This is a genomic window from Paenibacillus camerounensis (assembly GCF_000723885.1).
Lineage (GTDB): Bacteria > Bacillota > Bacilli > Paenibacillales > Paenibacillaceae > Paenibacillus_AQ > Paenibacillus_AQ camerounensis.
Window position 1 is genome coordinate 99,733 of record NZ_CCDG010000053.1, and the last position, 11,416, is coordinate 111,148.

Here is an 11,416-nt window from a genome sequence, read left to right on the forward strand (position 1 = left end):
GGGTATTGCTTGAAAAGAAACGTTTTGTACATTGAAGACAACGAGAAAATAGGCAGCTGGGTTAAGGAAGAACTGGAGCAGCGGGGGTTTTCGGTCCAGTGGCTGCTTTCCGGTGAAGGGGCTGAGCAAGAGGTAAACCGGCATGAAGTGGTTATTCTTGATATCATGTTACCCGGTTTAGACGGATTTACTGTGGGGAGACGCTTAAAAAAGGCCGCTCCTACTGTTCCTATTCTGCTTTTGTCTGCCCGGACATCTATAAATGATAAGGTGGACGGTTTGCAGTTTGCAGATGACTATTTAACAAAACCGTTTCATACGGATGAATTAGTGGCGAGAATGGAAGTGTTGATCCGCCGGAGCGGGGGGGCACACACGAGGCGTATTTTATTGGGTACCCATATCGAAGTAGACCGCGAAGGACAGATGGTTTTTGATAACCGGTCAGGGAATGAAATTATATTAACAGGCAAACAGCATCAAATCCTGATGTACTTCCTGCGCCACCCCAATCAGGTTCTGCCCAAGGAACAGATTTATGAAGCCGTCTGGGAGGAAGCTTACATTACAGGGGACAAAACCTTAATGGTTCATATCCGCAGGCTGCGTCAAAAGCTGGAGCGCAACCCGGACTCACCGGAGATTATTGAGACGCTGAAGGGAATCGGCTACCGGGTGAAGCTATGAAACAGGGCAGGCCGTTATTTCGAAGTTATCTGAAAGTGCATTTTATGTTTATCTTTTTTCCTCCCATAGTGCTTATTATTCTTTCTGCGTTTGTCGGGGTTACTGTCAATGAAGTAAATCTGGATACGCTGAATCAATTTTACGCCACCCTGTTTTTGTTTGGTTTTATTATTGTTGCGTTTGTTCTGATATCCTGGCGGTTCTTCTTGAAGCTTCGCAGACGCCTCACCAGCTTACAGGAAGCCATGGCATTATCAGCTGAACATAACCCGTTCCCGCAGCCTGTACCTGTTCAAAGTAACCGGATGGATGAGATAGACCAGTTAGGCAGCTCCTTCAATTGGATGATTCAGCAGCTTGAAGACAGCCGTACGCGGGAGCGCGAAGAGGAATTATTGCGGCACCGGCTAATTGCGGGCTTATCTCACGATTTACGGACACCGCTTACCATTTTACGGGGACATGTCATCAGATTAAATAAAGAATCAGTCAGTTCAGACGGACAAAGCTCATTAGCAGAGATGGACCTTACGATTACAAGAGTCGGAGAGCTGATGGACGATTTGTTTTCTTATACCTTGCTTACATCAGGAAAACAGCCATTTGTACCTGCTTCAACAGATATTGGGCGCCTGGTAAGAGCCTCTGTTGCAGCATGGTATCCTATATTTGAAGAACAGGACATTCAGATTGATGCTGATATACCCGCAGAGGATACTTTTTATTGGGAAGCAGATCCTAAATGGCTGGCACGGGTGCTGGATAATTTATTTCAGAATATCATTCGGCATGCGGCTGAGGGCAAATATATAAGCATAACAGTTGATGTTGAAAAAGAAAGGGTCATAGTTGGAGACAGAGGTCCGGGCATGGACAACTCATCCTATGGGCACGGGGCGGGAATCGGTTTATCTGCGGTGAGCTATATGCTGGCAAAAATGAGGTTGAAGGCTGAATTTACAACGGATGAAACCGGCACAAGTGTAACGATAGGCAGAGCTTAACCTAAATGTAACCCGGAATTAAACAAGCGGATACCCGGCATGTAACCCTGCTTCTTTATAATGAGAACCATAACCGAAAGGAAGTGTTATGGTTGATTACAATTAATAGTCTGGTCAAACACCGCAGGAAGCAAGAAATCTTATCAGGCATCAGCTTTAAAGCCAGGCCGGGCAGAGTAACCGGGTTTTTAGGTCCGAACGGGGCGGGTAAAAGCTCTACACTTCGTATTCTCCTTGGACTTGACCGTGCCACTTCAGGGAGCGCGCTAATAAACGGCAAGCCGTTCGCAGAATTAGATAATCCGCTGACAAGGGTAGGTGCTGCACTGGATGGAGCTGGAGCTCACCGGATGCGGACAGGACGGGCACATTTGTGCTGGATTGCCCGCGCGGCAGGATTGCCCCGTGCACGGGTCGAGGAGGTTCTGGAAATAACAGGCCTTACTAATGCAGCAGGCAAAAGAGTCGGGAGCTACTCCCTTGGTATGGGAAAAAGACTTGGAATGGCTGCTGCTCTGCTTGGTGATCCCGAAATACTTGTTTTAGATGAGCCTGTAAACGGGCTCGACCCGGAAGGTATCCGCTGGATCCGGACATTTCTTCGTACACGTGCGGAGTCTGGTAACACGGTGCTGTTATCCAGTCATTTAATGGGAGAGCTTGCCGAGACGGTCGATGATGTGGTTATTATTAAGCAGGGTCAAATTGTTGCAGATGGGACATTAGCAGAAGTAATAGGGAAACATCCTACGCTGGAGGAAGCTTATTTTGCCCTGACCACTGAATATCCTGGTGAGAATGTATGAGGGCGTTTCTTGCAGAGCTGTCTAAATTGTTCTCCTTGCCGGGCATTTGGCTTGCCTGCGGCATCGGGGCATTTGCCCCGGCGGTCATTGCTGTATTGGACAGTATAGCGCAAAAAGAGGATATTATAGCTGGAGTCAGCACACGGCTGCCGGAAGCTGGTTACATCGGATTAGCCGTAGGTGTGCAAGGTGTCATTATTCTCGGTGTGCTTGCCGTCAGCAGTGAGTATTCTACCGAGAGCAGTGAATCCGGCGGAGGGCAGCAAATTGCATCAAGCTTAACGGTTGTTTCCTCCAGGCTTCATTTTTTATTGGCAAAAGCAGGCGCAGTGACGGTAATCAGCATGCTGCAGTGCATAATTGCGATTACGGCTGTTGTACCGGCCACGTATCTTATTCTTGGTGAATATACCCCTTTGTTTGAATGGCCTAAGCTTATCGGTGCCGTATGTTACTGGACATTCACTGCTCTTTTAGCATTCGGAATAACAGTCATTACAAAGAATGGTATAGTCCCGCTCGCTGTGCTCATAATGAACTCTTCCTTTGTATCCATCAGCTTTCTGCTCTCCAAGGTTACAAAGCTGGCACTATATTTGCCGGACCGGGCCGGCATTGATATGTTTATGTCTTTAAGTGAAAGCATTCTCAGCCCGTTCACAGGCGCTTTGGTCATGTTTGCCTGGGTAGGCGTTCTTTTTTCTGCAGCAATTGTTGTAATCCTTAAGCGGGATGTTGCTTCATGAAAGTCTCATTCAATAGAAGGCTCCTCCGGATATTTGCTGCTGAACTGGAAAAGCTGGCCACCTTACCCACAATCCGCTTTAATCTCATGGCTGCCTTCATGCTTAATTTAGTTTTGGCTGCGGCCTTTACCTCTGCCGGCCTGCAGGGGGCTGCAGGAACACAAGCTATTTTGAATACAGGGCTCGCCTCTATGGAATATCTTCAAACGGGGTTCATTGTGCTTGGTGTCTTGTCTGCTTGTTCAGAGTACACCGGCGGACAGATTCGAACAACTTTGACAGTGATGCCCTGGCGGGGGCTTCTATTATCCGCCAAGCTTTTGGTATTGGCCCTTGTAACCGTTCCTGCGGCTTTTATCATTGCCGGATCAGGTATTCTATATTCTTTTTTTATGATGAAAGAGACAGCAGCAGGGATAGAAATAGGCACAGTGATAAGTTCTTTAACAGGTGCAACAGGTTATCTGACACTAACCACACTCCTAAGTGCAGCTATAAGCATTGTATTAAGACGAAGCACCCCTGCTATGGTAGTATTGCTGAGTTATTATTTCATAGTTAGTCCATTAACAATGGGCATTCTGCCTGGCATTAGTCATTATTTCCCTGATAGAGCAGGTTACTATATGTACACGCCGTTTACTTTTGCCGAAGCTGATGCCCTTACAGCATTGCAAGGGACAGGCTTATCGTTGTCTTGGACACTGATGTTTATATCGGCAGCTATCGGATTGTACCGTAGACGGGATGCCTGAGCTCAGGCCTTTCCTATCCAGGCCGGTCATGTATGCATAACGTCTAATGATCACGCTCATTGCCAAACTTTGAAAGTTTGAATACAATGAAGATTCATGGATTTGCATAGAGAATCGGGGTGTACAATGCCGGAAACAGTGGGGCTGCATATCTGCTTTGATGAGTCGGGACGAGAGATTGAGGTGCTCGATGTGACTCCAGTAGCGCAGGATAAATACAGAATTGAAGAGACGCCGATATTTAACCCGGGCATTGCGCTCGGAGATGTCATCCGCGTCAAAGTGAAGCAGGGAATCTCTTATTATATCGAGACTGTGCAAAAGTCGGACTACCGGAGATTTGCGTGGCTGCTCAGCAAGGAAGCGGCAGCTTCAAGAGAGATTTCAGCGCTGAAGCAGGCGGTTAAGGACAATGGCGGGCGTTCTGAACACATTTTTGGAGGTTTTTTTGTCATACATATCCATGACGGGGCTGCCGTCGATGTTGAGGCTGAAATGTCACGGATATCGGCAAAGTTTGAGCTTTAATTCTATTCCTATTCGGACAAAAGAGGTGCCAGCATGAAAAAATTTCTGAAGCAATGGCTGCCCAGTATCGCACTGGGTATAGTTCTGTCCTTATGTATACGTTCTTATGTTGCCGAAGCCATGAGAGTCCCGACCGACTCCATGGTTCCCACGATCGAAGTGAATGACAGGCTGTTCGTTGAAAAAATGCTCTGGATGACTAAGCTGAAGCACGGTGACATCGTAGTGTTCCATCCGCCTGTCCCCGGGGAGGAGCAGAAGCGTTATGTGAAACGGCTGATCGGCCTTCCGGGGGACATAATTGAAATTAAAGACGGGGCGCTGTACCGAAATGGTGAGCAGATAGCCGAACCGTACTTGCAGAAACCGATGGATTATACTTTCGGTCCGGTTACTGTGCCGGAGGAGCATTACTTTTTCCTTGGCGATAACCGGAATGTCAGCTATGATGCCCATTTGTGGGCAACTCCGTTTGTCGCCAAGGATCAGTTGGTCGGCAAAATGCTTGCTAATGTAAATGATATGTTTTAGCCCTGAACAGGATAGTCTACAACTACAACACTTTCAATAATCCCCTCAAGCATCGCTACAAAATGCTGATGGGCCGGATGCGGTCCGTATGCACGCAGGGCTTCCTGATCTGAAAAGGTCACGCGGAGCCCCAGTGTATAGCCGTGGATATTCTCCGTCTCTTCAGTTACATTCACTCCTGCTGTTAACCCGGTAATTCCCGGAATCTGATCCCTCAGCCCCAGAAGCGTCTGGACCAGCTGCTGCTCCTGCTGCGGCTGATAGCTGCTGTTGAACTTGAATACTACCAAATGCTCGAACATATCGAACCTCCTAATTATAATTGATCCGGGACTGATTATACTCTAATCTTTACTAAATCAACAATTGCAATTAAAAAAGGCGGCTAAAGTCGGGATACATTAGAACTAGACCGGATAGATGAATGCGACTTTTACCATATTGTTGCTAAGCTAATATTTAGCTATGATCAAGTAACATAAGAAGATTATATTTACATGTAAAAGGAGTGCTGCTACTTGAAGGTTCATGTCACTGATCTTAAACCCGGCGACCGCCTCTTGACTGATACTTTCAACAGTGTGGGCTTGCATATTCTGCCCGGCGGAACCGTTGTACAGCGTGATGAAATTTCACTGCTGATCAGGCACAGAGTAGGCCATGTCTCCATCCAGGCCGGCGGGCTGCTGCTGCAGGGCGAGGAGTCGGGCCACGGGCTGGATATAGAATTTGACGAGGTCATTATGAATTATGAAGCGACCTTTCTGGAGGCCTTGTCCCAAGGGTGTTTCACTCCGGATCTAGTGGATGCTACGCTTCAGCCGCTGCTGGAAACGCTGGACAAGCAGAAGGATGTTGTATCACTGCTGCTCCTGCTTGACCGTGAAGATATTGATACGTACCAGCACTCGCTTCAGGTGGGTCTGCTGTCTTACTATATTGCCACATGGCTGGGACATTCCAAGGAAGAATGTTACCGGATCAGCCGTGCAGGTTATCTGCATGACATCGGCAAAAGCCAGGTTTCCTTGTCGATTCTGAACAATCCCGGACTGTTGAGCCCGGCGGAGGTTACTGAGCTGAGACGCCACACTAACTACGGCTATGATATCATCCGCGGGTCGATGAAGGATGAAGCCGCAGCGCTTGTTGCACTGCAGCATCATGAATATGAGGATGGTTCCGGTTATCCGGCCGGTCTGGGCAAGTCGGAGCTTCATCCGTATACCGAAATTGTTACAGTTGCGGATATATACATGAAGCTTACCACGTCCAGACTGAGCCGTCCTAAGCAAGGTCTGGTGAGCGTACTCCGTCAGGTGCATGAATGGGGCTTCGGCAGACTGAACGGCAATGTGGTTCAGGCTTTGACCGGACATCTGCTGCCGGGCTTTGTCGGAAAGACGGTGCAGCTCAGCAACGGGGAGACCGGGACGATTGTGATGAACAATGCCCTTGATATTTTTAAGCCGCTGATCAAAGTGAATGAAGGATATAGGGATTTGTCGCGTGAACGTACATTGACGGTCGAAGAGGTTTTGGTCTAGACTGCCGTTGTTTCATACCTTTATCCATAAAAGCCATCCTGAAATGCTCCTTATATGAGCACTTGGGGTGGCTTTTGTTATTCTTTGGGCATATTTGAATTCCTCGGTCTTAGTAGCTATGATTAAAAGAGAACCTGCCGAGCCTATCGGCAGCAGAAAGAGGAGAAATGAAGATGAACGCTGGCAACCAGATTGAGAATTTTAAGCAGATTAAGTATGAGCTGACCCGGTTTATGATGATTTACAAGTTTGCCCTGGAAGAAATAGAGACCAAAATAGAAATTCTGAAGCAGGAATTCCAGATGCTACATGACTATAGTCCGATTGAACATACCAAGTCCCGTATCAAATCCCCTGAGAGTATTATGAATAAAATGCTGCGCAAAAATAAACCGTTCTCTCTGGATGCAGTAAGATCGAGCATCAAGGATATCGCCGGTCTCCGGATTACATGTTCCTTTATCTCGGATATTTATCAGGTCAGCGAGATGCTGCAGAAGCAGGATGACCTGAAAGTGCTGCAGGTAAAGGATTACATCAAAGACCCGAAGCCGAACGGCTATCAGAGCCTTCACCTGCTGGTGGAAGTGCCGGTGTTTCTGTCAGACTGTACGGAGCTGGTATGTGTAGAGGTACAGATCCGCACAATCGCCATGGACTTCTGGGCCAGTCTTGAACATAAAATTTTCTATAAGTACAGCCAGTCTGTTCCTGAGCATCTGACCCGCGAGCTGAAGAATGCAGCGGTAAAAGCAAATGAGCTGGATCTGCAGATGGAGCGCCTGCACCGTGAGATACAGGAAATCAAGGATGCCCAGGCAGAAGATGACTCCATCGAATTCCAGCGGATCATGATTAATAATCAGCAGTTCAATCTGCCGGCAGGTTTCATGAAGCTTCTGGGCGAATAAAATACATTTAAGGAGGTTCATTTATGCCGGCAGAGGCCTTTATTACGGATCTGGACGGAACACTGCTCACCTCAGAACAGAAGCTTACTGACTTTACAGTGCAGGTGATTACGGAAGCGCTGAATCAGGGTGTCCTAATCAGCTATGCAACCGCCAGAGGGTATGTCAGCGCAGCCCGCGCCGTTTCACAGATAGTCTGGAAACATCCCCTGATTCTGTACAACGGGGCATTGATCTACGACGGAATTAACGGAAAGGTAATTGACGGCTATTGGCTGGACCCTGTTATTTCCGGGGAAATCATTGCTCTCGGGCGGGAGGTTAGCGGCGTAAGCCCGTTTTATTTTTCACTCGATGAAGCGGACAATGAACGTGTGCTGCATGAACCGCTTAAAAGGAGTGGAGAGGTGCAGTTCTATAATAGCCGGCCGGGCGACAAACGGTTCCGTGAGGTAGATAGGCTGGAGTGCCCGGACCGGTACCGGACACTTATTATCAGCTACATCGGCCTATTCGGGGAGCTTCAGCCCATCCGGCAGGCGGCGCTGGAGCGGTTCGGGGATAAGCTGCAGATTCATTTCATAAAGGACCTATACATAGAAGAGCATTATTTCTTGGAATTCAGCCATCCCCGGGGCAACAAGTGTGATGGGCTGAAACTGTGGGCACAGCATATGGGGGTGGAGACAAGCAATATCACTGTGTTCGGTGATCATGTTAATGATGTGGGCCTATTCAAGGCAGCTGGCCGGGGAATAGCTGTGCAGAATGCCCAGCCTGAGCTCAAAGCACTGGCGGATGAGGTGATTGCCTCCAATAATGAAGATGGTGTCGCAACGTATCTGAAACATACACTGAATATGAAAAGGGAGAGTGTATCAGGTGAGTGAGCACAATATCAGAACAATTACAGTGAATCAGATCGGTTATCCGGTTAGCAGCAGGAAGACCGCCTTCTTCACAGGCCAGGCGCATCAATACAGAGTGTTGGAGGCAACAACCGGCACGGTCGTGTTCAGCGGGGAGACATCAGCCGCAGTTATAGACGGGAGCAGCGGAGCTGCAGTACATTCCGCAGATTTCTCTGCGGTTACAGCTGCAGGCCGTTACCTTATCGAAGCTGAGGATGGCGCGAGATCTGCTGTATTTGCTATTGAAGAACGGCCTTATAATGAGCTGCAGAAGGGGTTATTGAAAGCCTTTTATTATTACCGCTGCGGGACAGAGCTGGGCGGAGAATACGCCGGTCCGTGGGGGCATGCTGCCTGTCATCTGGCCGAGGGCAGTGTAATCGGACAGGATGGTGTGAAGCTGGACAGCAGCGGAGGCTGGCATGACGCCGGAGATTACGGTAAATATTCAGGTCCGGGAGCCAAGGCGGTTGCCGATCTGCTGCTTGCCTTTGAATGGTACCCTGCTGCCTTTTTGGATGCGCTCACACTTCCGGAAAGTGACGGCAGTACACCTGATGTGCTTCTGGAGTGCAGGGTCGAGCTGGACTGGCTGTTCAAAATGCAGGAAGCAGGCAGCGGCGGTGTGTATCACAAGCTGACGACTGCGGGCTTTCCGGGTCTCGAAGTGATGCCTGAGGATGACACGACCGAGCTGTTTTTCTCACCGGTATCTGCGGCAGCCACAGGCGACTTCGCCGGGGTAATGGCTATGGCAGCCAGAATTTATGAGCCATGGGATAAGGACTATGCAGCCCGCTGTCTGGACGCAGCGGAAGCTGCCTGGCGCTGGCTGGACCAGCATCCGGATGAGCCGGGCTTCACTAATCCTCCGGGAATAACAACCGGAGAGTACGGTGACGACACAGACCGGGATGAACGCTTCTGGGCAGCGGCGGAGCTGTACCGGACTACCGGTAAACAGGCGTATCACGAAGCCGCTAATGAACTGATCCCGCTATCGTTCCCGAAATACAGCCTGGGCTGGGCGGATATGGGCGGTTACGGCACACTTGCTTATCTGCTGACCGGTAAGGAGCAGACCGGTGAGATCCTGTACCGGACACTGTTGGAAGGCCTGCTGGCTGAGGCTGACCGGCTGGTTGCAGTCAGCCAACAAGACGGATACGGTATTTCCCTGCGGGAAGAGGATTATATCTGGGGCAGCAATATGCTCGTGATGAATAATGCGATGCTGCTGCTGGCAGCAGAGCGCTTCAGCGGAGATACCTCCTATGCGGAACATGCACTGGAACATCTGCATTATCTGCTCGGCCGGAATGTACTCGACATCAGCTATGTAACCGGATACGGCGACCATCCGGTCCGCTATCCGCATCACAGGCCGTCAGTGGGAGACGGGGTGGCGGAGCCGGTTCCCGGGCTAGTGTCCGGCGGACCGGACAGCGGTCTGCATGATGAACATGTCAGAGAGCATCTGCAGGGCAAGCCTGCCGCGCAGTGCTTTGCAGATCATGAGGCGAGCTATTCCACCAATGAGGTTACGATTTACTGGAATTCACCGGCTGTATTTGTTGCAGCGCGGTTTAACGCAGGGAACAGCCGGGGATGAGCCGCTACAAAGTAATCAGTCTGGATATGTTTCAGACGCTGGTGAATATTGAAGGACGCAGAGAATATGTATGGAGGCCTATCCTGAAGCAGGATTACAGTGAAGAACGGGCTTTGGAGCTAGGCAGCCTGCTGCTGCGAAGCTATTATGAAACGGCGGCAGAGGTTAGGGAAACGGGAAGCTTTTGGACCAGTAAAGAGATATACTCACACGGCTTCCAGCGGGTATTCGGACAGCATAAGGTGGATTTTGATTACATGCAGGCTGTAGATATTCTGTTCGCACAGCATCGGCTGTCTGCATTGTATGATGACACGGAACGGTTTCTGGAACAGGTCTGCCGGGAATATGAGGTCTGCATTGTCAGTGATACAGATATCCTGATGCTTCCGGAGTTCTACCTGAACTATCCTGTCACCCTGTTTACTTCTGAACAGTACCAATCCTACAAGAACGACAGCCGCAATCTTATGTTTAATGCGGTCCTTACCCACTACGGAACAGCACCGGAGCAGATTATTCATATCGGAGATACGCCGTCAGATATTCTGGGAGCAGCAAGGGCAGGAATGACTTCATGCTGGATTAACCGGACCGGAGCAAGCTGGAAGCATACGGTGAAGCCGGATTATACAGTGGTGTCGCTGGAAGAATGCTACGGGCTCTTATAACATGCCTTTAAGAGAGGACAACAATATGAGCGGAATTACACCGGAGGAGCTTGAGCGGTTACGTTATCCTATCGGCAGATTTGAAGCAAGAATCTATCTGAATGCGGAGGAGCGGAAACAGGATATCCAGACAACAGGCCGGCTGGCAGACGATGTGGGCAGAGCCGTTCTGCCACTGACGTTGTTACAGCTGGATACTCCCTACCGTGAAGGAGGCTGGAGTGTCAGGCAGGTCGTTCATCATCTGGCTGATAGCGGGATGTATGCCTATCTCCGTTTCAAAAAAGGGCTGACCGAGGAAGCGCCTCAGATTCCGTCTTACCGGCAGGATCTGTGGGCTGAGCAAAGCGACTACTTGGAAGAACCGGCAGAATCCTCGCTGCAGCTTATGGACAGCCTTAACCGGCGGTTCGTAACCTTGCTGAATTCAATGGCAGAGCCGGACTTTGAAAGAGGCTTCGTGAGCGCCGGCCTGGGCGAGCTGAGTCTGGATGCCGCTCTGCAAAGATATATCTGGCATAACAAGCATCATATTGCCCAGATTACCTCCCTTATTCAGCGAAACGGATGGTAAGACACATTAAAAGAGCAGGCTGCCGGCGGCTTTTGCCGGTGCCTGCTTTTTATTTGAAATATAAGAATGTATATGTTTTACGCTATCCATAATCCATATCTTTCTCGCAGGAACGGTTACCGCCTTCTCTGAA

General features: G+C 49.4%; 14 protein-coding genes. 13 read left to right on the forward strand and 1 reads right to left on the reverse strand.

The annotated features are described in order from the left end of the window. The first annotated feature begins 9 nt into the window (after positions 1–9). From BN3772_RS19860 to lepB, 7 genes are all read left to right on the forward strand, one after another. Entirely contained in the window at positions 10–687 is a 678-nt protein-coding gene (locus BN3772_RS19860; RefSeq protein WP_042201651.1) for a response regulator transcription factor, read from the forward strand. Continuing rightward, entirely contained in the window at positions 684–1,691 is a 1,008-nt protein-coding gene (locus BN3772_RS19865; RefSeq protein WP_042201652.1) for a HAMP domain-containing sensor histidine kinase, read from the forward strand. Before BN3772_RS19860 ends, BN3772_RS19865 begins: the two co-directional genes overlap by 4 nt. Positions 1,692–1,783: 92 nt before the next feature. Continuing rightward, the gene (locus tag BN3772_RS19870; RefSeq protein WP_042201653.1) at positions 1,784–2,497 is read left to right on the forward strand and encodes an ABC transporter ATP-binding protein; all 714 of its coding nucleotides are present in this window, start codon (positions 1,784–1,786) and stop codon (positions 2,495–2,497) included. Continuing rightward, entirely contained in the window at positions 2,494–3,243 is a 750-nt protein-coding gene (locus tag BN3772_RS19875; protein WP_042201654.1) for a hypothetical protein, read from the forward strand. The genes BN3772_RS19870 and BN3772_RS19875 overlap by 4 nt, the downstream gene beginning before the upstream one ends. After that, positions 3,240–3,998, forward strand: coding sequence for a hypothetical protein (locus BN3772_RS19880; RefSeq protein WP_042201656.1), 759 nt, complete (start codon positions 3,240–3,242; stop codon positions 3,996–3,998). The genes BN3772_RS19875 and BN3772_RS19880 overlap by 4 nt, the downstream gene beginning before the upstream one ends. A gap of 126 nt (positions 3,999–4,124) precedes the next feature. Further along, positions 4,125–4,526, forward strand: a complete 402-nt coding sequence (locus BN3772_RS19885) for a DUF4265 domain-containing protein (protein WP_042201658.1) — start codon at positions 4,125–4,127, stop codon at positions 4,524–4,526. A gap of 33 nt (positions 4,527–4,559) precedes the next feature. Beyond that, positions 4,560–5,057 (forward strand): signal peptidase I, encoded by a 498-nt coding sequence (gene lepB / locus BN3772_RS19890; RefSeq protein ID WP_042201660.1) that lies wholly within the window; start codon positions 4,560–4,562, stop codon positions 5,055–5,057. On the opposite strand, the gene BN3772_RS19895 is transcribed toward lepB, so the two are convergent. Beyond that, complete coding sequence (locus BN3772_RS19895) at positions 5,054–5,359, reverse strand: Dabb family protein (protein WP_042201661.1); 306 nt, start codon at positions 5,357–5,359, stop codon at positions 5,054–5,056. The two genes, lepB and BN3772_RS19895, sit on opposite strands and share 4 nt — an antisense overlap. Positions 5,360–5,575: 216 nt before the next feature. Between BN3772_RS19895 and BN3772_RS19900 the strand changes: the two genes are divergently transcribed. The 6 genes from BN3772_RS19900 (at position 5,576) to BN3772_RS19925 (ending at position 11,283) form a co-directional block, all read left to right on the forward strand. Beyond that, positions 5,576–6,604 (forward strand): HD-GYP domain-containing protein, encoded by a 1,029-nt coding sequence (locus BN3772_RS19900; protein WP_042201663.1) that lies wholly within the window; start codon positions 5,576–5,578, stop codon positions 6,602–6,604. 173 nt (positions 6,605–6,777) lie between these two features. Continuing rightward, positions 6,778–7,515: a GTP pyrophosphokinase gene (locus BN3772_RS19905; protein ID WP_042201664.1), complete on the forward strand. Its 738-nt coding sequence runs from the start codon at positions 6,778–6,780 to the stop codon at positions 7,513–7,515. A 23-nt stretch (positions 7,516–7,538) separates the two neighbouring features. Further along, positions 7,539–8,405: an HAD-IIB family hydrolase gene (locus BN3772_RS19910; protein WP_042201666.1), complete on the forward strand. Its 867-nt coding sequence runs from the start codon at positions 7,539–7,541 to the stop codon at positions 8,403–8,405. Further along, positions 8,398–10,038: a glycoside hydrolase family 9 protein gene (locus tag BN3772_RS19915; RefSeq protein WP_042201668.1), complete on the forward strand. Its 1,641-nt coding sequence runs from the start codon at positions 8,398–8,400 to the stop codon at positions 10,036–10,038. Before BN3772_RS19910 ends, BN3772_RS19915 begins: the two co-directional genes overlap by 8 nt. Beyond that, complete coding sequence (locus BN3772_RS19920; RefSeq protein ID WP_042201669.1) at positions 10,035–10,709, forward strand: HAD family hydrolase; 675 nt, start codon at positions 10,035–10,037, stop codon at positions 10,707–10,709. The genes BN3772_RS19915 and BN3772_RS19920 overlap by 4 nt, the downstream gene beginning before the upstream one ends. 25 nt (positions 10,710–10,734) lie before the next feature. Beyond that, positions 10,735–11,283, forward strand: coding sequence for a YfiT family bacillithiol transferase (locus BN3772_RS19925; RefSeq protein WP_052380604.1), 549 nt, complete (start codon positions 10,735–10,737; stop codon positions 11,281–11,283). Positions 11,284–11,416: the final 133 nt, after the last annotated feature.

Coding starts and splice junctions, on each gene's coding strand:
- BN3772_RS19865 (WP_042201652.1), top strand. CDS start 684: ATGAAACAGGGCAGGCCGTTATTTCGAAGTTATCTGAAAGTGCATTTT.
- BN3772_RS19925 (WP_052380604.1), top strand. CDS start 10,735: ATGAGCGGAATTACACCGGAGGAGCTTGAGCGGTTACGTTATCCTATC.
- BN3772_RS19895 (WP_042201661.1), bottom strand. CDS start 5,359: ATGTTCGAGCATTTGGTAGTATTCAAGTTCAACAGCAGCTATCAGCCG.
- BN3772_RS19910 (WP_042201666.1), top strand. CDS start 7,539: ATGCCGGCAGAGGCCTTTATTACGGATCTGGACGGAACACTGCTCACC.
- BN3772_RS19875 (WP_042201654.1), top strand. CDS start 2,494: ATGAGGGCGTTTCTTGCAGAGCTGTCTAAATTGTTCTCCTTGCCGGGC.
- BN3772_RS19885 (WP_042201658.1), top strand. CDS start 4,125: ATGCCGGAAACAGTGGGGCTGCATATCTGCTTTGATGAGTCGGGACGA.
- lepB (WP_042201660.1), top strand. CDS start 4,560: ATGAAAAAATTTCTGAAGCAATGGCTGCCCAGTATCGCACTGGGTATA.
- BN3772_RS19905 (WP_042201664.1), top strand. CDS start 6,778: ATGAACGCTGGCAACCAGATTGAGAATTTTAAGCAGATTAAGTATGAG.
- BN3772_RS19920 (WP_042201669.1), top strand. CDS start 10,035: ATGAGCCGCTACAAAGTAATCAGTCTGGATATGTTTCAGACGCTGGTG.
- BN3772_RS19880 (WP_042201656.1), top strand. CDS start 3,240: ATGAAAGTCTCATTCAATAGAAGGCTCCTCCGGATATTTGCTGCTGAA.